The 25,585-nt window shown below is 42.7% G+C and carries 22 protein-coding genes and 1 riboswitch; of the genes, 19 read left to right on the top strand and 3 right to left on the bottom strand.

Features of this window, described 5'->3' with window-relative positions; genetic code table 11:
• Positions 1 to 25 precede the first annotated feature (25 nt).
• Both AC3WJJ_RS15745 and AC3WJJ_RS15740 read left to right on the top strand, forming a co-directional pair.
• On the top strand, positions 26 to 298 hold the full coding sequence (locus tag AC3WJJ_RS15745) for a hypothetical protein (protein ID WP_422659730.1): 273 nt from the start codon (positions 26 to 28) through the stop codon (positions 296 to 298).
• A 194-nt stretch (positions 299 to 492) separates the two neighbouring features.
• Positions 493 to 1,755, top strand: coding sequence for a stalk domain-containing protein (locus AC3WJJ_RS15740; RefSeq protein ID WP_492542128.1), 1,263 nt, complete (start codon positions 493 to 495; stop codon positions 1,753 to 1,755).
• A 76-nt stretch (positions 1,756 to 1,831) separates the two neighbouring features.
• On the opposite strand, the gene AC3WJJ_RS15735 is transcribed toward AC3WJJ_RS15740, so the two are convergent.
• Positions 1,832 to 3,148: a glutamate-1-semialdehyde 2,1-aminomutase gene (locus tag AC3WJJ_RS15735; RefSeq protein ID WP_492542126.1), complete on the bottom strand. Its 1,317-nt coding sequence runs from the start codon at positions 3,146 to 3,148 to the stop codon at positions 1,832 to 1,834.
• 72 nt (positions 3,149 to 3,220) lie between these two features.
• A complete protein-coding gene (locus AC3WJJ_RS15730) occupies positions 3,221 to 4,267 on the bottom strand; it encodes an LCP family protein (protein ID WP_492542124.1) in 1,047 nt (348 codons plus the stop codon).
• A 145-nt stretch (positions 4,268 to 4,412) separates the two neighbouring features.
• Here AC3WJJ_RS15730 and bcp point away from each other — a divergent pair, with 145 nt between their 5' ends.
• From bcp to guaA, 8 genes are all read left to right on the top strand, one after another.
• Positions 4,413 to 4,886 (top strand): thioredoxin-dependent thiol peroxidase, encoded by a 474-nt coding sequence (bcp, locus tag AC3WJJ_RS15725; RefSeq protein ID WP_492542122.1) that lies wholly within the window; start codon positions 4,413 to 4,415, stop codon positions 4,884 to 4,886.
• A gap of 165 nt (positions 4,887 to 5,051) precedes the next feature.
• Positions 5,052 to 6,347 (top strand): polysaccharide deacetylase family protein, encoded by a 1,296-nt coding sequence (locus AC3WJJ_RS15720; RefSeq protein ID WP_492542120.1) that lies wholly within the window; start codon positions 5,052 to 5,054, stop codon positions 6,345 to 6,347.
• Positions 6,348 to 6,624: 277 nt separating this feature from the next.
• Complete coding sequence (locus AC3WJJ_RS15715) at positions 6,625 to 7,089, top strand: DUF1641 domain-containing protein (protein WP_492542118.1); 465 nt, start codon at positions 6,625 to 6,627, stop codon at positions 7,087 to 7,089.
• Between the two features lie 33 nt (positions 7,090 to 7,122).
• Positions 7,123 to 8,307 carry an NAD(P)/FAD-dependent oxidoreductase gene (locus tag AC3WJJ_RS15710; RefSeq protein WP_422659737.1) on the top strand — a complete coding sequence of 395 codons (1,185 nt, stop codon included), beginning with the start codon at positions 7,123 to 7,125 and terminating at the stop codon, positions 8,305 to 8,307.
• Positions 8,308 to 8,509: 202 nt separating this feature from the next.
• Positions 8,510 to 9,511, top strand: coding sequence for an AAA family ATPase (locus tag AC3WJJ_RS15705; protein WP_492542115.1), 1,002 nt, complete (start codon positions 8,510 to 8,512; stop codon positions 9,509 to 9,511).
• Positions 9,508 to 10,773 (top strand): DUF58 domain-containing protein, encoded by a 1,266-nt coding sequence (locus tag AC3WJJ_RS15700; RefSeq protein WP_492542113.1) that lies wholly within the window; start codon positions 9,508 to 9,510, stop codon positions 10,771 to 10,773. The genes AC3WJJ_RS15705 and AC3WJJ_RS15700 overlap by 4 nt, the downstream gene beginning before the upstream one ends.
• Positions 10,745 to 13,033 (top strand): transglutaminase TgpA family protein, encoded by a 2,289-nt coding sequence (locus AC3WJJ_RS15695; RefSeq protein WP_492542111.1) that lies wholly within the window; start codon positions 10,745 to 10,747, stop codon positions 13,031 to 13,033. Before AC3WJJ_RS15700 ends, AC3WJJ_RS15695 begins: the two co-directional genes overlap by 29 nt.
• 77 nt (positions 13,034 to 13,110) lie before the next feature.
• Positions 13,111 to 14,649: a glutamine-hydrolyzing GMP synthase gene (gene guaA / locus AC3WJJ_RS15690; RefSeq protein WP_492542108.1), complete on the top strand. Its 1,539-nt coding sequence runs from the start codon at positions 13,111 to 13,113 to the stop codon at positions 14,647 to 14,649.
• A gap of 183 nt (positions 14,650 to 14,832) precedes the next feature.
• Here guaA and AC3WJJ_RS15685 read toward each other — a convergent pair whose 3' ends face one another.
• Entirely contained in the window at positions 14,833 to 15,189 is a 357-nt protein-coding gene (locus AC3WJJ_RS15685) for a winged helix-turn-helix transcriptional regulator (protein WP_492542107.1), read from the bottom strand.
• Between the two features lie 137 nt (positions 15,190 to 15,326).
• Here AC3WJJ_RS15685 and AC3WJJ_RS15680 point away from each other — a divergent pair, with 137 nt between their 5' ends.
• From AC3WJJ_RS15680 to AC3WJJ_RS15640, 9 genes are all read left to right on the top strand, one after another.
• Complete coding sequence (locus AC3WJJ_RS15680) at positions 15,327 to 16,172, top strand: aldo/keto reductase (protein WP_492542105.1); 846 nt, start codon at positions 15,327 to 15,329, stop codon at positions 16,170 to 16,172.
• A gap of 54 nt (positions 16,173 to 16,226) precedes the next feature.
• The gene (locus AC3WJJ_RS15675) at positions 16,227 to 17,021 is read left to right on the top strand and encodes an SDR family NAD(P)-dependent oxidoreductase (RefSeq protein ID WP_492542103.1); all 795 of its coding nucleotides are present in this window, start codon (positions 16,227 to 16,229) and stop codon (positions 17,019 to 17,021) included.
• Positions 17,022 to 17,233: 212 nt separating this feature from the next.
• Positions 17,234 to 18,385 carry an MBL fold metallo-hydrolase gene (locus AC3WJJ_RS15670; RefSeq protein WP_492542101.1) on the top strand — a complete coding sequence of 384 codons (1,152 nt, stop codon included), beginning with the start codon at positions 17,234 to 17,236 and terminating at the stop codon, positions 18,383 to 18,385.
• A gap of 18 nt (positions 18,386 to 18,403) precedes the next feature.
• Complete coding sequence (locus AC3WJJ_RS15665) at positions 18,404 to 18,616, top strand: DUF3006 domain-containing protein (RefSeq protein ID WP_492542100.1); 213 nt, start codon at positions 18,404 to 18,406, stop codon at positions 18,614 to 18,616.
• Between the two features lie 295 nt (positions 18,617 to 18,911).
• The gene (deoD, locus tag AC3WJJ_RS15660; RefSeq protein ID WP_492542098.1) at positions 18,912 to 19,625 is read left to right on the top strand and encodes a purine-nucleoside phosphorylase; all 714 of its coding nucleotides are present in this window, start codon (positions 18,912 to 18,914) and stop codon (positions 19,623 to 19,625) included.
• 124 nt (positions 19,626 to 19,749) lie between these two features.
• Positions 19,750 to 21,144: an MFS transporter gene (locus tag AC3WJJ_RS15655; RefSeq protein ID WP_492542096.1), complete on the top strand. Its 1,395-nt coding sequence runs from the start codon at positions 19,750 to 19,752 to the stop codon at positions 21,142 to 21,144.
• Between the two features lie 29 nt (positions 21,145 to 21,173).
• The gene (deoB, locus tag AC3WJJ_RS15650; protein WP_492542094.1) at positions 21,174 to 22,352 is read left to right on the top strand and encodes a phosphopentomutase; all 1,179 of its coding nucleotides are present in this window, start codon (positions 21,174 to 21,176) and stop codon (positions 22,350 to 22,352) included.
• A gap of 149 nt (positions 22,353 to 22,501) precedes the next feature.
• Positions 22,502 to 23,245 carry a GntR family transcriptional regulator gene (locus AC3WJJ_RS15645; protein WP_492542092.1) on the top strand — a complete coding sequence of 248 codons (744 nt, stop codon included), beginning with the start codon at positions 22,502 to 22,504 and terminating at the stop codon, positions 23,243 to 23,245.
• 212 nt (positions 23,246 to 23,457) lie between these two features.
• Positions 23,458 to 23,557: riboswitch (purine riboswitch) on the top strand.
• A gap of 183 nt (positions 23,558 to 23,740) precedes the next feature.
• Positions 23,741 to 25,108 carry an NCS2 family permease gene (locus tag AC3WJJ_RS15640; protein WP_422659748.1) on the top strand — a complete coding sequence of 456 codons (1,368 nt, stop codon included), beginning with the start codon at positions 23,741 to 23,743 and terminating at the stop codon, positions 25,106 to 25,108.
• Positions 25,109 to 25,585: the final 477 nt, after the last annotated feature.

The following is a 25,585-nucleotide window of genomic DNA, read 5'->3' as shown; positions in this document are numbered from 1 at the left end:
ACAACAGATAAAGGAGTGTCACAAGATGAATGATAAGAAGGATCATGATTTGGAGCAGCAGCTCAGTGAACTGCTCATGGATGGTGAGATGGAATCTAAGAACGAGGAAGAAGAGGGACGCCGTCTCATCCCACCGAAGTATGAAATTCGTATTCAGACGACACAGGACCCTATCGTAGAGGAAACGCGTAAATACCGCAGTATCGCCAAAGAACTTGATGATCGCTATGACAAGTACATGAAGCGGGTGAATCTTGTTGATGATGATACTGCTGGGTCCGGCAGCAACAACTCATAAATATATCTGGGGCGTTGAAGTCTCCTACCTGCCGAAGGCAGTTCCAACTCTGGGACTGCTTTTTTAGTTCGTTTCTTTGTATGATTTACCGTTCAAATGCGCCATTTCAATGGTATCTAAGTAAGCTAGGGAGTGATAGAATAATAATCAGATTGACTTTGGATAAATTAACCAAGAGAGAGGTGGTTGTTTTAATGCTGAAATTTTGGGAAAAAGCTCTGGCTCCAGCCACTAGTATAATGCTGATAGCTGTGCTGCTGCTTGGGCCATGGGCAGGAAGTTCTGTATCAGCACAGGAGCAGCTAACAACAAGAGATACATACCGAATTGTATCACTCGGGGATTCACTTACAGTGGGTTACGAACCAGGAATGGATATGAACTCCAAACCATACGGCTTCATAGATCGACTGCTTGTGCAAGGCTTGTATCATGGGCGTACGGAAGTCGCTAATCTGGGTATATTGGGTTTGAAGACAAAAGGGCTTGATCAATATGTGCAGGCTATCGTAGATGAACGTGCAGTATCTGCGGATGAAATCCAGAGTGGACTTAAGGATCCACGGGCTGCTGCAATGGGAGCAGAAGCTGCTAAGGCTAAATCGGTTATTGCCGGAGCAGATTTGATTACCGTAACCATTGGTGGTAACGACATGTTTGAACTTGTTAAGACAGCGGGAACGTTAAAGACTGACGAGCTTGCCAGTCGTGTTCAGGAGTTGTTTACTGTCTATAAGGACAACGTTACATCCATCGTGAATAATCTACATAGCATAAATCCGGATGCTGTTATTGTATTGGCAGATCAGTATCAACCCGTACCGGAAATTGCTGATAAGGCCACTTATCCGAAACTGCAGGAGTCGGCGGCGCAATTTACGAAGCTTATCGACGGCATGGCGGTTACTTTTAATGAGAATGGCATTACCCTCAAGGTCGCTCATGTTGCTAAAGAATTTATCGGCTCTGAAATAACGATGACTCATATTTTGAAGGAAGATATTCATCCGAATCAGTACGGTTATGAGGTAATGGCGCGTATCTTCTCTGAGACAATCTGGGGAAGTTATACGAAACCAGTAGTGTATGAGGCAGACCAGCCAATGGGGATCATCGTCAGTGGCAAGGAGTTAAAGACACCTTACAAGCCAGTTATTGTGAAAAATCAGAATTTCGTGGCAATTCAAGATATCGTAACGGCCGTTTCTGCAACATCGGTGTGGAGTAACAAAACATCCAGCGCTACAATCACGTATGGAGATAAGAAGGTGATCATCAAGATCGGTTCGAAATCCGTTAACGTGAACGGAACTTCGGTTATAATGGATACACCTGCTTTCTTGAACAAAATAGGCAAAGAGCAGAAGACATATGTACCGCTCGCAGTGCTAGCGTCTGGACTTGGCTTTGATGTGCAGTATAATGCTAAGCTTAGAACTGTATTTATTAATCCCTAATAATAAACAAGATCAGAAAAAAAGGGCAGTCCCAGGTCAAGGTCATTCAACCTTATGGGACTGCCCTTTCATTTAGTTAACCTTTCATGGCTTTAAATGATTCTTCAGCAGCTTCGAGTGTAGCATCGATGTCAGCATCGGTATGTGCGGTGGTCAGGAACCACGCCTCGTATTTCGATGGTGCTAGATTGATACCACGGTCAAGCATGTGACGGAAGAATGCAGCGAAGGCTTCACCATCTGTATCCTGAGCTTCGTCGTAGTTCGTTACAGGGTGGTCGCAGAAATGGGCCGAGAACGATCCGCGAATGCGGTTAATAGTCAGCGGTATGCCGTATTTATCTGCGGAAGCCTGTAGTCCCTCAGTAAGCTTAATCGTTAAGCGTTCCATTTCTTCATACACCCCATCGCCTTGAAGAACTTCCAAGCAAGCGATACCTGCGGAGATGGAAGCTGGATTACCTGCCATCGTTCCAGCCTGATAGGCTGGGCCGAGAGGAGCGACTTGTTCCATGATATGCTTGCGGCCGCCGTAAGCACCGATTGGAAGTCCGCCGCCGATGACTTTACCAAGAGCCGTTAAATCGGGCTGTATAGCCTCGTGGTTATCAAGTCCAGCGTACGTTTGAGCAGAACCATAATGGAAACGGAAGGCTGTGATGACTTCATCATAGATGACGAGAGATCCGTTATCATGCGTCAACTGACAAAGACCTTCAAGGAATCCGGGTTCCGGCATAACCATACCGAAATTACCGACGATGGGTTCAACCATAACAGCGGCTACATCGTCGCCCCACTTATCCAGTGCTTCTCGCAGTCCTTCTAAGTTGTTAAAGGGAACGGTTATGACTTCATGAGCGATGCTAGTCGGAATACCAGCACTATCCGGGATGCCTAGCGTAGAAGGGCCTGAGCCTGCCGCAACAAGAACAAGGTCGGAGTGGCCATGGTAACATCCAGCGAATTTAATGATTTTGTTTCGTTTCGTATATGCACGTGCAACACGAATCGTTGTCATTACAGCTTCTGTACCGGAATTGACGAAACGAACCTTATCGAGTGAAGGGATTGCCTCTTTAAGCATTTTGGCGAGCGTGATTTCAAGCTCGGTTGGTGTGCCATAGAGCGTACCATTCTCGACAGCTTTCGTTATTGCTTGTGTTATATGAGGATGAGCATGGCCCGTGATGATGGGACCGTATGCTGCAAGATAATCGATGTACTGGTTCCCATCTTCATCCCAGAAGTGGGCACCTTTAGCACGTTTCATAAATACAGGTGCTCCACCTCCAACGGCTTTGAAAGAGCGGGAGGGGCTGTTTACTCCACCAACGATATGTTGAAGAGCTTCTTGATACAAAACTTCCGAACGTTTTCTGGATTTGGACATGGTAAAACTTCCTTTCTTCATGAATCAGGACAGGCTGCGATTTGCTGCCTGTCCTGATCTCGATATAAGATACTAATTACGCTGGGAAGATGAACTTGAATCGGAGGATTTATCCGTAGGTTCACCAGTTGAATCTTTACTACCATCTGCGTCGGGTTCTGTTACCGGAGGGTTTAGTATATCTTGGATATACTGTTTAAGAGTATCCGGGTTTCTTACCGTCAGAACGGCAGCGCCACCGATATTAGCTTCAACCAAGAGTTTCATTGGCGGAACTTGTTCGCTGCCTTTCATTTTACTCTGATATCCCACATTCGCAAGTTTCCACATGTCATTGACGTCCATATTCGTGTCAATATAAGGACTTACCGAATTTAGAATATCCGGTAACTTCATAATGGAGGTAGTGGACTGCATTTTTTTAGCAACAGCCTTAATCAGCTCACGCTGGCGTTCGGTTCGGGTGAAATCGCCCATTTTATCGTAACGAAAACGTGCATACTGTAATGCCTTATTACCATCGAGATGCTGCATACCTTGCTTTAGATCAATATCATATTCATTCTTATCCGCTTTACTTGAATATTTCATATCTTTCTCAACGTAGAACTCAATACCACCGACGGCATCTACAAGTTTCATGAAGCCCTGAAAGTCGGTGTACACATAATACTGGATAGGAATGCCGAGCAGGTCGCCTACCGCCTTCATGGCCGTATTCGGGCCGTGGGTAATCGCAGTATTGATCCGATTTTTGCTATGGCCTGGGATATCCGTATATGTATCTCTCAGGATGGAGAATAAATTCATTTTCTTTTGGACAGGATCGATGGAGGCTACAAGAATACTGTCTGAGCGAGGAATCTCACCTTCTTCAAACCCTCGAGCATCCACACCCATGAGCAAAATGTTGACCGGTTCCGTTCCTTCCCATTTTGGAGGCTCAGGTGCCTTAGCATCAACTTGTGCAAGCTCTTTGAAAGGGGAAGACTCTCCTTTCTTCTGTAGTCCTTCAAGACCGCTGTAGATGGTTGACACATAATAAGTTCCATAGCCTAGAATACCGGCAATGATAATGCTGACGGTCCATAGTATTGTTTTCCTTGTTCTTTTGTTCATTGAGTTCTTCCTTTCGGAGTACACTTGTTGAATACTTCACTTGGTAAAGATTTGAATAATCGACATTCATTCTATTATAATTTCTTTCGAAAAGACAATCAATTTTACGGGGGTTCCCCCGCTCATCAAGGAGATGATACAACTTATGACTCAAACTCAATTGCAGATTGGCAGCGAAGTACCTAACTTTACTCTACCAGCCTCGAATGGAGAGCATGTTTCTTTAAGTGATTACCGGGGAAACAAGGTCGTGATCTATTTCTATCCGAAAAACATGACACCGGCATGTACCAACGAAGCATGCGGTTTCCGCGATAACTTTGGAAGCCTTCAGCAGGAGGGGGCGGTGGTTCTTGGTATCAGTACGGATCCACTGAAGTCACATAATAAGTTTATTCAAAAGTATGACCTTCCTTTTCTCTTGTTATCCGATGAAGAACATAAAGTCTGCAACTTGTTCGGTGTATGGCAGCTTAAGAAGTTGTATGGACGAGAATATGAAGGGATTGTCCGCTCTACGTTCCTAATCGATGAGGTTGGTGTACTCGTAAAGGAATGGAGAAAAGTAAAGGTAGCGGGTCATGTTGAAGAGGTGCTTGAAGCAGTACGTTCATATTAATGATATAAGAAACGGTTCCTTAACATGCCTTTAAGAGGTAGTTTTGGAATCGTTTTTTTTATATTGAAGATCAGAGAATCTAGTCTTTTTTTGAAATACGCTCCATATAATCTATCAGAACGCCAAACGAAAACTCATAGAAAAGAAATGGTGGAGGTAGATTATATGTATAAAAATTTGGTAGTAATCACTCGAATTGCACTATTATTCGTTCTGGCAGCAGTCCTGATTCTAAGCGCTATGACAACCTCCTTGCAGTCCCAACATGCTCAGGAGGACATTGCAGAAGCAATCCCTTCACAGGTAAAGGAGAAAGATCGTATGGTGCATACCGTGTATAGCGGAGCGGAGAGCGTAACGACACAGCCCGTATTATCGTCTGCTTCTACAGTTAAGGAGAAGAAACAATCGAAACGAACAGTGTACCTAACCTTTGACGATGGTCCATCAGGGCTTACGGGAGAGGTGCTTGATATATTGAAAAGAGAAGAGATCAAGGCTACATTTTTTGTGCTTGGGGAGCAAGCAAGTCGTAGACCGGAATTGATTCGAAGAATCCATGAAGAAGGGCATATCATTGGGAATCATACCTTTAATCATGATTACAATAAGCTCTATGAAAAGTTCCAAACGTTTTGGAATCAGATTAAACAAACCGAAGAGATCGTAAGACTGATTACAGGAGAGAGACCGCAGCTCGTTAGAGCTCCAGGAGGGACAGCAGGTAAATTCGATGAGACGTATTTTCGCTTGCTCCAGGAAGGGGGATACCGTGTGTTTGACTGGAATGTGGACAGCGGTGACTCTAAGCGTAGAGGAGTTCCAGCAGAGGAAATTCTAAAAGGAGCTACGACCCGAGTAAATAGTGAGGAATCGATTGTGCTACTTCATGATGGGGCGGGGCATGAGGAGTCTGTTAAGGCACTTCCGGATATCATAACTTATTATAAAAAGAACGGGTACCAATTTGATGTTCTGACTCCGGAAATGGAACCTGTTCAGTTCAAACTTCAGAGTAAAGTGAAACCGAAGCTTGACCAACCAGGCGCAAAGTGGATTGCTGAACACGTTAGTGTAAATGCAGCTCTTTTCAAACCAGGAAGGATACTTAAGGTAGATATGTCAGGTTTTGCTACAGAATTCGCTCCAGGAGAATACAGAATTGTAAATAGGAAAATAATGGTCCCTTTAAGAAGTGCTGTAGAAAGACTAGGAGGAGAAGTTTCATGGAATGTTAACAATAAAAAAGTAAAAGTGTCATTGACGAACACGAAATGGGAAGCCGACCCAGAAACGAATACGATGGAGGTAAGTGACGGTAGCGGGAAAACTATTATATCTGAAGTTACATATGTCGGACATACGATTTGGGTGCCGATTCGAGATGCTTTTGAAATATCTGGACATCCGGTTAAAGATGTTCTTTCTGACTCTGATAAATACAGAATTGTAACTTTGTAGGGAAATAGTTGTATTTTGTGTTTGTAATTATGTCACACAAGTTATAGACTAGGATATGTTAGAGATATTTATCACAATCCCACGCGAACGTGTTTTATAAAGGAGGGGGCGGATACTTTTCCCCCCTGCTTTATTTTGGCGCGAACGAGAATATTGGAAGTTCTCACTTTGAAAGTGATGCATAATAACCACCGGTTATCCGTGAATTTCTACTAATCGGTTCTATCGCAGCCAAGTTCTTCATGGGAACTCATTTAAAGTAAAGGAGGCAATTCTTATGACAGAAACATCCCGTCCGCAACAATCCGAAGTTTCGGAGACCGTTGCTGAAAATCAAGGAGCTCCGGTGACGGATCGCCTCGATGTGTTCGACCAATTGATGAAGCCAGAAGTTCAGGAATCGCTGACTACACTCGTGGACAACCTTCCAAAGCTTACTGAAATGCTTGCGTTCTTTACGAAAGCTTATGATTTCGGTAAGTCAGTAGCAACTGATCCAGTGCTTGCTGAGGACACTATGGCCTCTCTTACAGGTTTTACGAAGCCTGTGACAGATACCCTGAAGAACGTATCTTCTGCAGCGATTGAAGCTGGAGACCGTGTACACAATCAGAAAGATCAAGGAGCTATCAGCGTATTTGGTTTGATGAAGATGCTGAAAGATCCACAAGTTCAAAAAGGCTTGCGCTATGCACAAGCGTTTATGGACGTTATGAACGAACGCGAACAAAATAAGCGATAAGTCATTTTATTATTCAAAGAACGGAGGATGGTCATGTCTAAACACATTTTAATCTTGGGCGGAGGCTACGGCGGTTTGCTGAGCGCTCTTTCAGCCCGAGAACATTTTGGCGTAAATGACGCTAAAATTACACTCGTTAACCGTTTCCCTACGCACCAGATCATTACGGAACTGCATCGCCTGGCTGCAGGCAACATCTCGGAGAAGGCCGTTGCCCTCCCGCTGGATAAACTGCTCCGTGATGCTAATGTAGATCTGCGTATCGGTACTGTAAAAGAAATCAAGCCGGATGAGCGTGCTGTATCTTTGGAAGATGGAAGTAAGTTGTCTTACGATATGCTGGTTGTTGCCTTGGGCAGCGAGACTGCATTTTTTGGCATTCCAGGACTTCAAGAACACAGCTTCATCCTCAAATCTGTTAATGATGCTAACCGCCTGCGTGCGCACGTGGAAAGCCGCATTGCAGAATACAGCAAAACAAAGAACAAAGCAGATGCTACCATCGTTGTTGGCGGCGGCGGCTTGACTGGTGTTGAGCTTGTTGGTGAGTATGCTGACATGAAGGGCGAACTTGCACATAAATACGGAATCTCCCCTGATGAGATCACCCTGTATTGTGTTGAAGCAGCTCCTTCAATCTTGCCAGGTTTCCCACCTGAGCTGGTTGACCGTGCAACAACTAGTCTTCAAAAACGTGGTGTAACGTTCTTGACGGGTCTTCCGATCACGAAAATGGACGGTACTACTGTTGAACTGAAAGACGGAAGCACGTTTGAAACTAGCACACTCGTATGGACTGGTGGCGTACAAGGTAATTCTGTAGTTGCGAACTGTGGAATTGAAGTGAACCGCGGCCGTGCAGTAGTTAACGAGTTCTTGCAATCCACATCCCATCCAGAAGTATTCTTGGCTGGTGATAGTGCGGTAGTTATGCCTCCAGAAGAAGGCGCACGTCCGTATCCTCCAACTGCTCAACTAGCTTGGCAGATGGGTGAACTTGTTGGATACAACATGTTCGCTTATTCTAAAGGCGGAGCAATGGCTTCGTTCGTTCCTGTGTTCTCCGGTACACTAGGAAGCTTGGGTCGTAAAGACGCGATCGGTACGATCGGTGCTAACAAGACTCAACTCAAAGGACTGCCTGCAACCATGATGAAAGAGGCAAGTAACCTGCGTTACCTGTCCCACATCAAAGGTCTGTTCACACTGGCTTACTAAGCCTTGTCTAAACATAATAAGCAATGAAACTAACCGAGCCCTTGAAAGGGCTCGGTTTTTTAATGTTAACAGCGTGAATCCTGTAGCAGCCATAAGGCTGTTTTTTTTTGATTGACAACGTTTTTAGCTTTTGGAGTCTATCTTTTTGCATTCTTGGAAAACCTATTCATAGAGTACGAACAAGAAGCGGAGGTTTGAGCCATTGTATAGTTCATCTATGTTTCAAGAAGAGACGCCTTACCCGGAGTGGGCTCCAGAATTATTGAATAGAGTGATGAACCGGGTTGGTAGTGTAATTGTCGGGCATGACGAACAGATTCGATTGACATTTATAGCTATGCTTGCTGGAGGACATGTCCTGTTAGAGGATGTTCCGGGTGTAGGGAAGACGATGCTAGTGCGTACGGTGGCGGCTTGCCTTGGTTGTGATTTTGGCCGTATTCAATTCACATATGATTTAATGCCAGGGGATATAACAGGAACTTCGGTCTATTATCCGCATATGGGTGAGTTTGAGTTCAGACCGGGGCCAGTTCTCTCTAATATAGTCTTAGCCGATGAGATCAACCGTGCTTCGCCAAGGGCTCAGTCCGCCCTATTGGAGGCTATGGAAGAGGGCAAGGTGACAGTGGACGGACAGAGTTATCCTTTGCCAGCTCCGTTCTTTCTATTGGCTACTCAGAACCCTTATGAATTTGAGGGGACGAATCGTCTTCCGGAAGCTCAAATGGATCGTTTTCTCATGCGGCTATCTCTAGGTTATCCGGGAATAGATAATGAAATGTTGATGCTTGAGCGCGGACAGAGTAAGGATGTGCTTGAAAGTGTAAAACCACTTATGCTTGGCTCAGAACTCGTATCAATGCAGCGAACGGCCGCTCGGGTTTATGTAGATGAAAGTATCAAAAAATATTTAGTCGCAGTAGCCGATGCCTCACGTAGGCAGCAGGGGGTTCGCTTAGGAATTAGCCCAAGAGGAACATTAGCTTGGATGCGTGCTTCCCAGGCCGCTGCCTTCTTGGAAGGCCGAATGTACGTAATACCGGATGATTGCTTACGAGTAGCAGAACCCGTTCTCTCCCATCGTATTCAATTAGCTTATGATGCACGATCGGCAGGGGTGGGACAGAAAGAGATCATACAGACTCTGCTTAAGCTATTCGAGCTTCCTAGGCAGCGTAGCCGCAAAGGAGGCCGGACATGAAACGTCAAAGTCTGGAATGGGCCAGAGCCTTATGCATATGGTTGGCTAGTTGGGGGCTTTATGCCTGGCTTGGAGGACAAGCGTTACAGTTTCTATGGTGGATCTGTTCCGCTATACTCCTAAATGGAGCGCTTCTCAAAGTACTTGGCCCCTCTTGTATTGATATAGAGCGAATCATCACTCCCAAATGTCTGTACGCAGGGGAAGATACGGAGGTGACGGTAACGATTCAATTCAAGTCTTGGATGCCACTGCCTTGGATCATGCTGACAGATCACATCAGTGATCAGACGATCCAGAAGCTTTGGTTCCCTGGATTTCGCCGTTTAGTTAGTTATTCGTATACCCTTCATCCATTGAAGCGAGGTAATTGGACAGAGGTAGAATCATTTGTGGAGTGGGGAGATATGTTTAGCTGGTTCCGCTCTAGTAGAAGGGTAGTAACTCATACTGAATTCATTGTTTTGCCGCGTCCACTGAGTTTGCGAGGGTTGGTGGATTTACCATATGGCCCTGATGGGGATGCAGAGGGGATGCGAAAGCCTACCTATTCAGCTCTGCCAGGACAAGGACTCCGAGATTATATTCCAGGGGACCCTTTAAACCGGATTCATTGGAGAAATTCCGCTAGGCTTGGGCGACTACAGACGATTCTACCTGAGCCAGGCCGGATACTGGATCGCTGTATTATTCTAGATACGTCAAAAGCGGGTTATCCCTTGAAAAAAAGTTCGAAAGCGGAGTCCGAAGTCTCCTTCGATTGTTTTGAGAATGCAATTGCAGCGACAGCAGGACTGCTATATTCCTCCACAGTTACGCTTGGAAAACCGTCCCTGTGGACTGGGGGGAGGGGAAGGGATTCGGTTCGGTCTGAACGAACGGAGTGTAAGGACGAACAGGAAATGTTGATACCTCTGGCGAGCCTTCCTTTTCAGCCAGATAATAGTACAGCAGCTGAAATTCTTGAACATGCTGCACAATATGAGGGTAAAGAAACAGAGCTGCTTCTTGTGACGGGAACGATGGATAAGGGATTGATGGAGTCCTCCATCCAGATCGTCGCATCGGGTAGGAAATTAAGTGTTTTCTGCATAAGCCCTCCACCAGAACCGAGTGTATCGCCTTTAACCAGAGAGATGGCAGAAGATCAATTCCTTCAATTAGGAGGGCGACTCATGTACATACACGAGGGGGATGTATACGAGATCACCATGTCGAGGGGAGGTGGCGAGGATGGAGAAATTCAGCAGCATATTAGATAGATCAGGCACTTTTGCTGGTAGAGCAGTCCCTAATTCGCTACTTCGTATCCTAAAGCGCACATCCCCCGGCCCCTTTTCCTTGAGACTATTCATAACATTGCCTATTTTGGGTTTGTTTATGGAATGGCTTCTTCCGCTTCAAGGGATGGGGGGAGACAACGGCCCGGTAATGTTGCAGACGCTAGCGATCTTAGCGGCTCTATTGCTCATGCAGGGTCTTTTTGTTATTCGAGGATGGGTATGGTTCCCGCTCAATGCTTGTGCTGTCCTGCTGCTCTGGGGACGGCTCTTTGGTTCGGAACATGCTTTGTTTTGGTTACTTAGGTATATCGTTGATGTTCTTCCTCAGGATGTGAATGTACTTGGAGAGCGATGGCTCTTTAATGATCTCAGTGATGAGACGAAGGCCCTTATCTTACTTCTAGGTTGGGGAGTTATGGTCTCTGCTGTACATATGTTGTCATTATACCGGGGGACAGTATGGTTGTTCGGTGGAACAACGATTGTGTATTTAGCGGTGATGGAAGCTGCACTGGAACATCCGGTGATTGATAATATGTTCAGGTCAGTCTGTTACATACTAGTAGCACAGGGATTAATGCTTCTTCTAAATCTTAGAACGGAAGAGAGTGCGGATTCTCGTATTCGTGGTACTGCATTCAAACTGGATATAAAAGCTTTAATTCGTTGGAGTGTGTATGTTCTATTTCTAACGGCTTCATTGACCGGTTTAGTAGGAGCCCTAGGTTATATTGTTCCTGCGAGTAAGGGGTCTGGAGTTACGGTATCTGCCTTGGCTGACAAAATTCAAGAATGGTCTTCCGGTCTTTCGAATCGAAATGCGATTCCTACAGCGAGTATGACGGGATACGATTCACTTGGTTCTGAAATGGGGGGGCCACTAACGCTCAGTAACGAGCCTTATTTCACGGCAGAGACACCTGTACCGACATATTGGCGGGGAGAAGCCCTTAGTTACTACGATGGAAGGCGCTGGATAACAGAGCGACATGATGGAAGTCATGTAGATATTGGGGAGAAATTGCAGGACATGCTGTTAGATGCGGGCGATCAGACAGATCAGGTGACACAGAGAATTATACTCGAATCGCCGCCATCAGCAGGTCTTCCGCTTTTCTCTGGTGCGACTATTGCTAGAATTTCCGAAGTGAATGGGCTGGATGGTACAAAACTAGAACCCATGATCAGTGCTGATCCTAAATCGGGGACCCTTCGGTTTCAAGAGGAAGATCTTCGTGTTATGGGATATACGGTGGATTCAACGCTACAAGCATCTAAGGAAAAATTACAGGAGGCTTCCTTTGGGGTAGATCCGGAGTCAATCAAGAGTACGTATTTACAACTGCCGGCCTCATTGCCAAGGCGAGTGCGTGATATGGCTCATGATATAACGACCCAAGCCACAGGCAGGTATGAAAAAGCAGTTGCTGTTAAAAACTATCTGGAGCAGGAGTATTCTTATACACTTAAAACGAAGATTCCTCCGGCGAATAAGGACTTCACCGATCACTTCTTGTTTGATTCGAAGGAAGGTTACTGCACACATTTTGCAACGGCAATGGTGATATTATTACGCTCACAGGGGATTCCGGCGCGCTATGTAATGGGCTTCGCTCCGGGTGAAAAAGTTCAAGGAACAGAAAATATTTTTCGAGTGACACAGCAAGAAGCTCATGCCTGGGTAGAAGTGTACTTTCCTGGTGAAGGATGGGCAGCTTTCGACCCAACACCTGGTTATTATGCTGGAGAAGATGAGGTTTCTAATGCAGGGATATCAACGGGTCAGTCCTCTAGTAACTCGCTTCGATTTACGGAAATGATGCAAACCCTAATGACTTCTGCACAGCGCTGGTTTACAGGAGTATCGCTTACGAGGGTTGCCTTGCTTTCACTCATACTGCTGCTTGGTGTGATGGCAGTAATAATGATCAAACCTTTACGTGGGCTGAATTTAAGAAGTTCAGGTGCTTCTCGGGTAATGAATGAACGGGATAAACTCACTTTTATTTCTGACAAAGTATGGAAGTGTATAGAGAAAAGATACGGTGCAATGGAACCGGGAGTTACGGTGAAAAAGTACATACAATCCGTAAGCATTAGTGATGACAATTTTCGCGCTGAACTGGAAGTGTTTGCAAGCCGTTGGGAGAAGGTAGCTTATATGAAAGAACCTTTATCACGTACAGAGAAAAACCTCTATATACGGCAGTGTCGTGAAATTGTAAAAAATCGGGTGTGAAAACTAATCTCGCTTTTCTTGACGGTACGAATTAGGGTTGCGTATAATTAATCTCAGTAATTAAGGGAGGCCCGTTAATGAATAAGCCTAATGAAATCATCGTCGTTTTAGACTTCGGTGGACAGTATAATCAACTAATTGCACGTCGCATTCGTGATCTTGGTGTATACAGTGAGCTATTGCCTTACAATACACCGGTCGACAAAATCAAAGCTCTTTCTCCACGAGGTATCGTGTTCTCTGGTGGTCCATCCAGTGTGTATGCTGAAAATGCACCACATGTAGACCCAGCGATTTACGATCTCGGACTTCCGATTTTCGGAATTTGTTACGGTATGCAGCTGATGGCTCAGCAGCTAGATGGTAAAGTTGAGCGTGCATCTAAGCGTGAGTACGGTAAAGCTGATCTAGAGTTTAATGAAGGCTCTACATTGGTACAAGGATTAGAGCAAAAGCAAACGGTATGGATGAGTCATGGTGACCATGTCGTGACCTTGCCAACTGGTTTCAAACTGGATGCTGGTACGGAGTCCGCTCCGATCGCAGCAATGAGTAATGAAGACAAGAAACTTTACGCGGTACAGTTCCACCCAGAGGTACGTCACTCGGTGAACGGTAACGAAATGATCCGCAACTTCCTTTATGAAGTTTGTAAATGTGAAGGTACATGGTCTATGGAGACTTTCATCGAAGATCAGATTCGTGAGATCCGTGAAGAAGTAGGAGACAAGAAAGTACTGTGTGCACTCAGCGGTGGGGTAGATTCCTCTGTTGTAGCTATGCTCATTCACAAGGCGATCGGCGATCAATTAACTTGTATGTTCATTGACCACGGTCTACTGCGTAAAGGCGAGGCTGAAAGCGTAATGGAGACGTTTGTCGGTAAATTTGACATGAAAGTAGTCAAGATCGATGCGCGTGATCGTTTTATGTCCAAGCTTAAAGGTGTAGATGATCCAGAGCAAAAACGTAAAATCATCGGTAACGAGTTTATCTATGTTTTTGACGAAGAATCAAGTAAATTTGATGATTTTGCATTCTTGGCTCAAGGTACGCTATACACAGACATTGTTGAGAGTGGTACAGAAACAGCTCATACGATTAAATCCCATCACAATGTTGGTGGATTGCCTGAAGATATGAAATTCAGCCTTATTGAGCCACTCAAAGCTTTGTTTAAAGACGAAGTTCGTAAAGTAGGCGAAGAGTTGGGTCTTCCAGAAGCAATCGTATGGCGTCAGCCATTCCCAGGTCCAGGTCTTGCGATCCGTGTACTTGGTGAAGTTACAGAAGAGAAGCTTACGATTGTTCGCGATTCTGATTATATCTTGCGTGAAGAAATCATTAAAGCTGGCCTTGATCGCGAGATCTGGCAGTATTTCACAGCGCTGCCTAACATGAAGAGTGTTGGTGTCATGGGTGATGCTCGTACGTATTCCTACACAGTAGGTATCCGCGCAGTAACTTCCATCGATGGAATGACTGCGGACTGGGCACGTATCCCTTGGGATATCCTAGAGAAAATCTCCGTTCGTATCGTAAACGAAGTGGATAATGTAAACCGTATCGTTTATGACGTAACATCCAAACCACCAGCAACGATCGAGTGGGAATAGGATATTTTTTAATTGATTTGTAGCCAAGAATCTTTGCTGTGCAAGGGTTCTCGGACAATGCAATTAAATTATCCATCCCAAAAAGAGCTAATCGATTTTTAAATCGGTTAGCTCTTTTTATTTTTCTATTTATTCACTGCTTTTTCACTTGCGTTCTTTCGCGGCTCAGTCTCAGCAGGATGTTTAGTTATTGCAGCGTAAAGTAACATTTTTCCCTTGATCGATTAAATGCTTCGTGTGAGACTCTCCCCAAAGACATAAAATATCCAGTATATCCCCTAATGATTCTCCATATTCACTCAACGAGTATTCAACTCTTGGTGGAACCTGTTGATAAACTTTACGAGTAACAATCTGATCCCTTTCTAATTCTCTCAGTTGTTGAATTAACATTTTTTGACTAATTTTTGGGATTTTTCGCAGCAAATCGCTCGGTCTCAAGGATTCATAACGTAAATTGCACAGAATGATAGGCTTCCACTTTCCGCCAATCACATCCATCGTTGCCTCGACACCGATATTGTAAATTTTCTCCTCCATAGCACCTTCAACCCTTTACTGACTTAATACTTACTTTTTAGTTACTATAGCACAAAAAAGTGGGTACTAGATTAATTTTCTGTTTGAAGTGTATATTAATTGATGTAAACAGGATCAGTCATAAGGAGGATACAGAAATGATTTATTCTTTAAAAGATAAAGTTAAATTAGCTAGTGGTGTCGAAATTCCTGGGTTTGGTTTAGGGGTATTTCAGGTACCTGATAATGAAACAAAAGATGCAGTAAAGGAGGCCATCCTAAACGGATACCGCCTGATTGACACTGCTCAAATATATGGTAATGAAAAAGGCACAGGTCTTGGCATTCAGGAGGGACTGGATGCTACAAACCTAAAAAGAGAAGATTTATTTGTAACGTCGAAGGTTTGGAATAACCATTTATCCTATGACGAGACGATTGCTGCTTTCGAAGAAAGTTTGGAAAAGCTCGGATTGGATTATTTAGATTTATACCTCATTCACTGGCCAGGTCACGATGCGTTCAAGGAATCTTGGAAAGCACTCGAACATTTACATCAGAGCGGCAAGATCAGATCAATTGGTGTAAGCAACTTCCAAGTGCATCATTTGGAAGAACTATTGTCGTTTGCCACAGTGAAGCCGGTATTGAACCAAATTGAATTACATCCAAAACTGACTCAAAATGAATTAAGAGAGTTTTGTCAAAAACATCAAATTGCTATTCAAGCGTGGTCACCATTGATGCAAGGTCAAATTTTGACAAACCCAACTATTAAGTCACTAGCTGAAAAATATGGTCGTTCAGCTGCTCAGATTGTTCTGCGTTGGGATGTACAGCAGGATATCCTCTTGGTATCCAAATCAACAAAACCAGAAAGAATAAAGAGCAATGCTGAAGTGTTTGATTTCCAATTGTCTGATGAGGACATGAAAACAATCAGTGCGTTGAATGAAGACTTGCGCGTAGGACCTGATCCGGATCAATTCAACTTCGTGATGTAGTTCACCACAACATGTTGCAGTCTTTGAACCTTGTGAAAGAAAGGAGTGATTGTAATGGATTTAGGCTTAAAGAATAAGCGTGCGTTAGTGACCGGTTCCACAAAAGGGATTGGAAAAGCCATCGCCATAGAACTGGCACGTGAAGGAGCGGACGTGATTATCAATGGCCGTCGGCCGGATGATGTCGATAAAGTTGTACATGAAATTCAGGAAATGTTTCCGAATACGAAGCCAAAAGGCGCTCCGGCGGATTTAGCAGATTCTTCGGATCGAGGAACGCTTTTAAGGGAACACCCAGAGGTTGATATTTTGATCAATAATATGGGTATTTTCCAACCGATGAGTTACTGGGATATCGAAGATGAAACTTGGGATACATTTTTCAGGGTAAATGTTATGTCTGGAAATGCATTAGCTAAACATTATTTGCCTCATATGTTGAAACGGAATTTTGGGAGAGTAATTTTTATTGCCAGTGAGGAAGCGCTGATGCCTTCAGGTGAAATGCCTCAATATAGCATGACAAAAACGATGAATCTTTCCCTGGCGAAAAGTCTGTCAAAGCTTACGAAAGGAACTCAAGTCACCGTGAATACCATTATGCCTGGGTCAACACTAACGGAAGGTGTCCAGGAAATGTTGGAGAACATGTATCAAGACAGTTCTATCGCACGTGAAGACTGGGAATCAGATTTTATGAAAAATCACCGACCTCTTTCACAGATTCAACGGCTAATAAGACCAGAGGAGATTGGAAGATTCGCAGCTTTTGTATCCAGCCCATTTGCTTCTTCTTTCTCAGGGGCAGCATTGCGTGTTGATGGCGGATTGGTTCCCACCATTTTTTAACTCATGGTATAGATTTATCTCCATTATTTGCTATTAAGCAAATAATGGAGATTTTTTTTATGACCATTTAAGATGAAATATGGATTAGGAATGAAGGGGGCGATGATAAGGGGTTATTGAGTTGTTCATTATTTTACTTTCACGCTCTGTTATGTTCTTCATCAGAGTTGAGTACGCATCGAGAAAAACGAACATGAATGGAGAACTACATCATGGAAAACACAGCAGTTGTCTTGATTTTATTATTAATATTGGCAACGATCGGATTTATTCTAGGGATAGTTAAAGGGAACATTAAGTTCTTAGGAATGGACGGTAAAAAGAGAAGTTTATACTTATTAAGTACGTGTTTTGTAGTATTTTTTATTAGTGGATGTGGATTGGTAGTACCTGAAGATGAAAGTACAGTTACTCCACATATTAAAGAAGCCACAAGTGAAAGTGGTAATCTTATAGTGCATTACATAGATGTTGGCCAAGGCGCAAGCCAATTAATCTTAACACCGAGCGGAAAAACAATGCTTATAGATGGGGGGAACAATGACGATGAGGGTCGTGTTGTGAATTACCTCAAAAAAGAAGGGGTTAAGAAAGTCGATGTCTTGATTGGAACACATCCAGATGCAGATCATATTGGCGGATTAGATGCTGTTGTAGATGCATTTGATATTGGTTATATATACATGCCCAAAGTAAGCTCGAACACAAAAACTTTTGAATCTTTACTAACATCTATTGCAAATAAAAATTTGAAAGTCTCAACAGCTAAAGCAGGAATTGATATTAAGCTGGATGAACAATTGACAGTGAAAATGTTAGCTCCAGTTAACACTTATAACGACAAGAACAATATGAGTGCAGTGATCAAGGTTACGTTTGGAAGCAATTCATTTTTATTCACTGGAGATGCAGAAGCAGAGAGTGAGCAGGACATGGTTTCTAGTGGTACTGATCTAAAAGCTGATGTATTGTTGGTTGGCCATCACGGGTCTAATTCTTCAACCAGTCAGTCTTTTTTGAATGCCGTTAATCCTAAATATGCAGTGATTCAAGTTGGAGACAACAATTATGGCCATCCTACAGATCGTATTCTAAAACGGCTTACTGACAAAAAGATTAAAATATACAGGAACGATAAACAGGGGAATATCATTTTTACGTCCAATGGGAAGGATATTACCCGGTCATCAAAATCTACAACAGAGGTTGAAACTTCGATCAAGAAAGAAGAGAGTCAGGAGACTTCTGTGTACTACAAGAATTGCACTGTCGTGAGGGAAGCGGGAAAAGCTCCACTTTACAAAGGTGACCCTGGCTATAGTGCAAAACTTGATCGAGATGGAGATGGAATCGCTTGTGAGTAAAATAAGGAGTGGGACAAGATGAAGGGGATTGTTGACAGGCTTGAGGAAGAGTATATGGTCATTGAAGTCGAAGGGAAAACAATCGATGTAAACACGAAGGAAATAGCTAAAGATGTCAAAGTTGGAGATGTTGTTGTATTCGTTGATGGCATATGGTCAACCGATAAGCATGAAACGAAGCAACGTAAGTCACAGATAACAAAGCTGATGAATCAAGTTTGGAAAGACTAATTATAAATAATACATAGCTTGGAGAGCCTATTTTAATGAATAGGTATCTGCCAAGCTTTTTTTTATGTGTAACGATGTTTCGTGTAATGGCTTGTTGTCGTTACGGCCCATTATACACAGTATCCGTGATTAGTATTTTGAATTTGCTGATCATATTTCAGACTACAAATTGTCTTTATGAAAGTGCTTGCACAAAACATAAAGATATGCTAAATTTGACTTGTCTAAAAAATAGACAGGATAGACAAGTTAGACAAGTTGTTATTATTATCTACTAAAGGAGCAAATGCAGACAATGATTACTACCAAAGAGACACCTCATATTAAACCGAATGGCGTAGAAATTGCTGAAACTATTCTGTTACCTGGAGACCCTTTAAGAGCTAAGTTTATTGCGGAAACCTTCTTGGAAGATTACCAGTGCTTTAACGAAGTGAGAGGAATGCTCGGATACACGGGTACTTTTAAAGGGAAGAAAATTTCTGTCATGGGTACCGGTATGGGACCAGCGAGCATGGGGATTTATTCTTGGGAATTAATCAATGTATTTGGTGTTAAGAATCTTATCCGGATTGGTACGTGTGGTGCAATGCAAGAAGACATAGAGCTTTATGATGTTATTTTTGGTATGGGAACTGCAACGGATTCCAATTACGGTCATCAATTTAAATTACCTGGACAATTTCCATTAACCGCTTCTTTTGACCTCTTGCAGAAAGCTAAGAAAATTGCGGATGAGAAGGGCCAAAAGGTTCATATCGGTAATATTTTATCTAGTGAAATTTTCTACAGTGCTGATCCAAATGCTATGGATAATTGGCGTAAAATGGGAATACTCTCTGTTGAGATGGAATCCGTAGCACTTTATTGGAATGCGATCCAAGCCCGTGTCAATGCATTGTGCATTCTCACCGTGAGTGACCATTTGATTACTGGAGAACAAACGACAACCGAAGAACGTCAGAAAGCATTCACTAAAATGATGGAGATTGCTTTGGAATTAGCATAAGATAATCAATTTCTTCTAGACAAGTCTTCCTTTACTTCAATCATATGAGGTAAAGGGAGTTTTATACACCCAATGTAAGCGCTATTATCACCTTTGACTTCTCATCACATATTGGAGGTATACCATGAATAGTTCAGCCCCAAATAAGCCCGTAGTAAACTTAGGGAAAATCGTCCCGGTTATATTGCTTTTGATGATTTTTTCCCTTGTTATCGATAACTCGTTTAAGATTATCTCTCCAGATTTAGTTGATTACTTTGGCGTTTCAGCAAGTACAGTAAGTTGGCAAGTCACGCTTGCCGGACTTGTTATTGGAATTGGTGCCGTTGTATATTCATCTTTATCAGATTCGATCAGTATACGGAATCTATTGACGGTAGGTATTTTGCTTATATGCATAGGATCTCTACTCGGTTATGTTACACATACGAATTATTGGTTGATCGTTTTTTCAAGAATTGTTCAAGCTGCAGGTTTAGGTGCAACAGAAACACTTTACCTCGTATTCATTACTAAGTATGCATCAGAAGCAGACCAGAAGAAGTATATGGGTTACAGCACAAGTAGCTTTCAACTTGCAACGGTTATTGGTACGTTAACAGGTGGATTTGTAGCTACGTATCTAGCTTGGCAGAACCTATTCTTGATTCCTTTGCTTAGCTTATTACTCTTACCGTTCATTCTTAAACATTTACCTAAAGAAGAGAACAAGAAGAACAATTTAGACTTTATAGGGCTGTTCATTGTTGCTATTATTGCAACTTCTATTATGCTGTATATGTCTTCATTCAACTGGTTATTGTTCGCTCTGTTCGTTGTCTCAGTGATCACGTTCTTGCTGTATATTAGCAAAAATAAGAATGCATTCATCACTATCGATTTCTTTAAAAATAAACAGTTTTTATTCGCATTAGTGGTTGCATTTATCATTAATACACTGTATTCCGCTTATGCGCTAAATACTCTTTCGTTTTTGTTAACGAGCGTTTATAACATTAAACTTGATAGCGTATCGTTAATGTTCATCCCTGCATGTTTGCTAGCTGCATTAGTTGGTGCTCTCTCTGGTAAAATTGGAAAACGCCTGAACAGCAAACAATGTGTTTATCTAGCCTTTAGTTTGATTTTGTTCAGCTTATTGCTAGGTGCCTTTTTCATCAAAACATCCATTGTCGTCTTTGTGATATCTTTGATTTTGTTTTCTTGCAGTTTTGCACTGCTGTATGCTCCGCTTATCGATATCAGTCTTAGAAAAGTACCAACTGAAAAATCAGGAACTGCACTGGGATTCTATAACTTATGCCTTAACATTGCGATGTCGGTTGGTTTCACCTATTCTGCTTTGTTGATTGATAAGAAGGATTTACAATTCAGCTTCTTACGTTTTGTAACAGAGGATTCAGCAGCATTAAACTATAGCAGTATTATCCTCATTCTTGCAGTGATTGCAGCAGTATCAATCGTATTGTTCTGGTTCTTATTAGGTCGTAAAGTAGATAGACGGACTCCGCAAAACTAGAACAGAATTTGAGAAAGGACTGAAGTAGCATGGGAAAATTTAAACGTGTACATTTAATTGTGATGGACTCCGTTGGTATTGGTGAAGGAAAGGATGCAGCCGCATTTAATGATGTAGGTTCCCACACCTTGTTACACATTGCTGAACATATGAGCGGATTGAATCTGCCTAACTTGGCAAAATTGGGTCTTTCCAATATTGAAGAAATTCCAGGTGTACCGAGAGCAGAGAAACCTCTGGCTTATTACACAAAATTGCAAGAAAAATCGGTTGGAAAAGATACGATGACTGGACACTGGGAGATCATGGGGCTAAATATTGATAAGCCATTTAATGTGTATCCGGACGGATTCCCAGAGGAACTCATTCAACAAATCGAAGACGTAACAGGTCGGAAAGTCGTAGCGAATAAACCTGCAAGTGGGACCGCAATCATTGATGAATATGGCGAACATCAGATGAAAACAGGGGATCTCATTGTATACACATCTGCTGATCCTGTGCTACAAATTGCTGCACATGAAGAGATTATCCCTCTTGAAGAGCTATATGATATTTGTGAGAAAGTACGGGAAATCACTAAAGACCCTGCGTATCTGATTGGCCGAATCATCGCAAGGCCTTATGTAGGTGAGCCAGGGAACTTTAAGAGAACTTCGAATCGTCATGACTATGCATTAAAGCCTTTTAATAAGACAGTCATGAATAGCTTGCAAGATGGTGGCTACGATGTCATCGCTATCGGAAAAATCAATGATATCTTCGACGGTGAGGGTGTTACAGAATCCGTTCGTACGAAAGACAATATGGACGGTATGGATCAATTACTTGAAGTTATGAAAAAAGATTTTACAGGAATGAGCTTTTTGAATCTGGTGGATTTCGATGCTCTATACGGTCATCGGCGTGATCCTGAAGGGTACGGTAAAGCACTAGAAGAATTCGATAAGCGCCTTGATGAAGTATTCGACTCCATCCGTGAGGATGACCTATTGATTATTACGGCGGATCATGGGAACGATCCAACCTTCCCGGGTACAGACCATACTCGTGAATTCATTCCCGTGTTGGTGTACTCCAAGCAATTAAAAGATAGTGGCAAATTACCTGAGCATGATACCTTTGCTGATATTGGTGCAACGATTGCAGATAATTTTGAAGTTACAATGCCTGAATACGGTGAGTCATTCTTGAATTATCTAAAATAATCTACTAGTGCAAACCTCCAAAATTTATTTTTGGAGGTTTGTGTGTTGCTTTGAGATAGGAAAGTTGGCATTTCTTGTCGTCTGGAAAGTGGTGTGTCATAATGGGGCCATGATCCATTTTAAATTAAAGAAAAGGACATACAAAAATAATGAATTCAAATAAATCCGATAAATTGAAACGTCCGCTTTATATAAATGTTTACGATGAACTTCTTCTTCAGATTACAAAAGGGGAGTTCCCGATAGGCTCCAGACTTCCTTCGGAACCTGATTTAGCCAAAGAACTTGGGGTTAGTCGGGCCACACTGAGACAGGCTCTAGTCCTTTTGCAAGATGATGGATTGGTAAGAAACATCCGCGGCAAAGGTAATTTTGTTATTGAAACATTTAGTAAGCAAGATGACGTTCAATTAGAAAAGCTAAGTAATCCTATGCATAAATGCCATGTCAGCACATTTGACCGAATTGATTTACATTACCGATTGGACCCAGATACGGAGCATACTAAACAAGTATTAAAGAGGGATTCGACGGCTGTTCTAGCTTTGGAACGTATGTATAGGAAGGGAGACGAATTACTCGCTTATGCTTTTACTTTTATCTCCATGCAAACAGTAGAGAGCCTATCGTTAGACCTCGAGAATAATGAGCAGTTACTCCAATTTCTAGAGGAGGAAGCTTATCTTATGGCCAATCATGGAGATATTGAGATCAGGTATACGCATACCGTTAATTTAGCTGAACGAAAAGAGAAGTTAGTCGGTCACAATGAGTGCTTCTTATTACTCGAAACGCTATACAGTGTTACAGAGTCAGATCAGCCCTTAATGTATACTAAGTTTTATATTCCGCAGGAGTTTTCCAATATAAAGTTAAACGCTTATAAGAGTTAATTCTACAGCGCCTCTTTTGGGACGAGCTGATCTGCAATGCGGGTCGCTTCGCCTAGTTAGGGGTGTTTTTTTGTTGAAAATAGTACTCTTTGACTATTTCTGATCAAATGCACAAGCTGATTTCCGAACATTGCTTTTGATATAAAGTGATAATATTCGCTTTTGTTGTTGACAAGATTCGCGCTTCGTCCTAGAATGAGTTTATCAAATGACAACAACGATAAGTGCTTTTTCGTATAATCCCGGGAATTGGCCCGGGAGTCTCTACAAGGTCACCGTAATGATCTCGCTACGAAAAGAAGAGCGGCAATAGTGCAGTAACGAAGCATGCTGCATCCGGAGTGTGAATGAATAAGTTTGTTCAGGTCCCGGATGGAAGTGTGATAAGCGATGTGCGGTTGTTAAGCAACTCTTTTTAGAAGCAGGTGCCCTGGGAGAATTCTTCTCAGGGCTTTTTCGTCGTTAGTCACTAATTTTAAGGGGGATATCTCAACAATGGAGCGTTTCTTTAAACTAAAGGAACACGGAACAAATGTTAGAACCGAGATTATCGCAGGATTGACGACTTTTATGACGATGGCGTACATTCTTTTTGTCAACAACCTGTTTCTCGGACCTGATGGTGCGGGCATTCCGCAAGAGGGCGTATTTTTCGCCACAGCAATTGGTGCGGGTCTCGTAACGATTGTGATGGGGTTGTTCGTAAACATTCCTATCGCACTTGCTCCTGGTATGGGTTTAAATGCATACTTTATGACTGTCGTATTAAGCTCTAACGGAGCTATTACTTGGCAGGCAGCTTTGGGAGCGGTTTTCCTCTCCGGTATTGTTTTTATCATTCTTACAGTAACGAAAGTTCGGCAGATGCTTTTAACAGCTGTTCCTAACAATCTTAAAATCGCAATCACTATTGGTATTGGTCTGTTTATTACGATTGTGGGATTGAAGCTTGCTAACCTTGTTATGGTTAGTGTTAATCCAGGAACGGATATTAGTCATCCGGTAGCTGGAGGAGCTTTTAACCTTGCACTTGGTAACTTTGTTGAGCAAAAGGATACATTGCTTGCTTTGATCGGACTTTTCTTAATCGCAATATTAATGGTTCTTAAAGTAAGAGGAGCTTTGCTAATCGGTATCGTAGCTACAACGCTGATCGGTATTCCAATGGGCGTTACGGATCTCTCGGGTCTTAGCGGTGCGAGCTGGATTCCTTCGTTTGATAATCTTGCGGTAGGCCAATTGGATATTAAGGGCGCTATTGGCATTGGTCTTTTGGAAGTTATCTTCATCTTTACATTCGTTGAGTTGTTTGACACCTTTGGTACTCTTGTTGGTACTGCGGGCCGTGCTGGTCTTTTGAAGGATAAAGAAGGCGAGAAGAAACTTGGTAAAGCGATGCTGGTTGATGCAGGTGGTGTCAGCGCAGGTGCTTTCCTTGGAACAAGTACAGTAACAACATTCGTTGAAAGTGCATCGGGTGTTGCTGCAGGTGGACGTACAGGTTTGACTGCTGTCACTACGGGCGTATTGTTCGTATTCTCTTTGTTCCTTGCTCCATTGGCGTTAGTAGTTCCTTCGGCAGCTACAGCTCCAGCGCTTATCATTGTTGGTGTTCTGATGATGAGCCAGATCGGTCAGATCGACTGGGATGATTTCTTCGTAGCTTTCCCAGCATTCTTGACAATCATCTTAATGCCTTTCACAGGCGGAATTGCTAATGGTATCTCAGCAGGTATTATTTCTTACGTAATTCTCTCAGTATTCGCAAAAATGACTGGTCGTCGTGATGTAAAGGTTCATGGTCTGATGTGGGTATTGTTCGTGATCATCGTTCTGCGATATGCATTTTTAGGCATCGAGTAAGTCATGATGTTGAAGCCATCTCTTCTTACAAGAAGAGATGGCTTCTTTTATTGTGTGATGATGTAAGAAACGAACGATCAAATTACGGTACATATAATGAAGGGAAATTTCTGAGAATAATTGTTTTATTCTCTTTTGAAATTTTTATAGAAAAACAGTTGCAATCGAGGTTAAAGTCATGGTATATTATATTTCCGGCCGAGAGAGACATGCGGACGGCATACGAAATGAAAGATAGCAAGTTGAACTGAATTGAAAAAAACGATTCAAAAAAAGCTTGCAAATCTCGAAAGAGTATGATAAGATATAAGAGTTGCTGCGGCGAACGAGATTCGCGAGTGACACTGAAGAATTGACCTTTGAAAACTGAACAACGAGTGAGTTAAACTGATCTTACCGAGGTAAGATCAAAAATGAGAATTTTTAATTCTCGTCAGTTTTTCTAAATGAGCGAATCGCTCTTTAAATGATTTGGAA

This window comes from Paenibacillus sp. FW507-14B1B, assembly GCF_058781425.1.
The sequence above is the reverse complement of the archived record's forward strand: the minus strand, read 5'-3'. Positions and strand labels throughout refer to the sequence as shown.

Excerpts from the sequence above, each read along its gene's own strand:
- AC3WJJ_RS15735 (WP_492542126.1), bottom strand. The coding sequence starts at position 3,148 with ATGTCCAAATCCAGAAAACGTTCGGAAGTTTTGTATCAAGAAGCTCTT.
- AC3WJJ_RS15655 (WP_492542096.1), top strand. The coding sequence starts at position 19,750 with ATGAATAGTTCAGCCCCAAATAAGCCCGTAGTAAACTTAGGGAAAATC.
- AC3WJJ_RS15740 (WP_492542128.1), top strand. The coding sequence starts at position 493 with ATGCTGAAATTTTGGGAAAAAGCTCTGGCTCCAGCCACTAGTATAATG.
- AC3WJJ_RS15665 (WP_492542100.1), top strand. The coding sequence starts at position 18,404 with ATGAAGGGGATTGTTGACAGGCTTGAGGAAGAGTATATGGTCATTGAA.
- AC3WJJ_RS15695 (WP_492542111.1), top strand. The coding sequence starts at position 10,745 with ATGGAGAAATTCAGCAGCATATTAGATAGATCAGGCACTTTTGCTGGT.
- AC3WJJ_RS15710 (WP_422659737.1), top strand. The coding sequence starts at position 7,123 with ATGTCTAAACACATTTTAATCTTGGGCGGAGGCTACGGCGGTTTGCTG.
- AC3WJJ_RS15670 (WP_492542101.1), top strand. The coding sequence starts at position 17,234 with ATGGAAAACACAGCAGTTGTCTTGATTTTATTATTAATATTGGCAACG.
- AC3WJJ_RS15720 (WP_492542120.1), top strand. The coding sequence starts at position 5,052 with ATGTATAAAAATTTGGTAGTAATCACTCGAATTGCACTATTATTCGTT.
- deoB (WP_492542094.1), top strand. The coding sequence starts at position 21,174 with ATGGGAAAATTTAAACGTGTACATTTAATTGTGATGGACTCCGTTGGT.
- AC3WJJ_RS15640 (WP_422659748.1), top strand. The coding sequence starts at position 23,741 with ATGGAGCGTTTCTTTAAACTAAAGGAACACGGAACAAATGTTAGAACC.
- AC3WJJ_RS15680 (WP_492542105.1), top strand. The coding sequence starts at position 15,327 with ATGATTTATTCTTTAAAAGATAAAGTTAAATTAGCTAGTGGTGTCGAA.
- guaA (WP_492542108.1), top strand. The coding sequence starts at position 13,111 with ATGAATAAGCCTAATGAAATCATCGTCGTTTTAGACTTCGGTGGACAG.
- AC3WJJ_RS15745 (WP_422659730.1), top strand. The coding sequence starts at position 26 with ATGAATGATAAGAAGGATCATGATTTGGAGCAGCAGCTCAGTGAACTG.
- deoD (WP_492542098.1), top strand. The coding sequence starts at position 18,912 with ATGATTACTACCAAAGAGACACCTCATATTAAACCGAATGGCGTAGAA.
- AC3WJJ_RS15730 (WP_492542124.1), bottom strand. The coding sequence starts at position 4,267 with ATGAACAAAAGAACAAGGAAAACAATACTATGGACCGTCAGCATTATC.
- AC3WJJ_RS15645 (WP_492542092.1), top strand. The coding sequence starts at position 22,502 with ATGAATTCAAATAAATCCGATAAATTGAAACGTCCGCTTTATATAAAT.
- AC3WJJ_RS15700 (WP_492542113.1), top strand. The coding sequence starts at position 9,508 with ATGAAACGTCAAAGTCTGGAATGGGCCAGAGCCTTATGCATATGGTTG.
- AC3WJJ_RS15715 (WP_492542118.1), top strand. The coding sequence starts at position 6,625 with ATGACAGAAACATCCCGTCCGCAACAATCCGAAGTTTCGGAGACCGTT.
- bcp (WP_492542122.1), top strand. The coding sequence starts at position 4,413 with ATGACTCAAACTCAATTGCAGATTGGCAGCGAAGTACCTAACTTTACT.
- AC3WJJ_RS15685 (WP_492542107.1), bottom strand. The coding sequence starts at position 15,189 with ATGGAGGAGAAAATTTACAATATCGGTGTCGAGGCAACGATGGATGTG.
- AC3WJJ_RS15675 (WP_492542103.1), top strand. The coding sequence starts at position 16,227 with ATGGATTTAGGCTTAAAGAATAAGCGTGCGTTAGTGACCGGTTCCACA.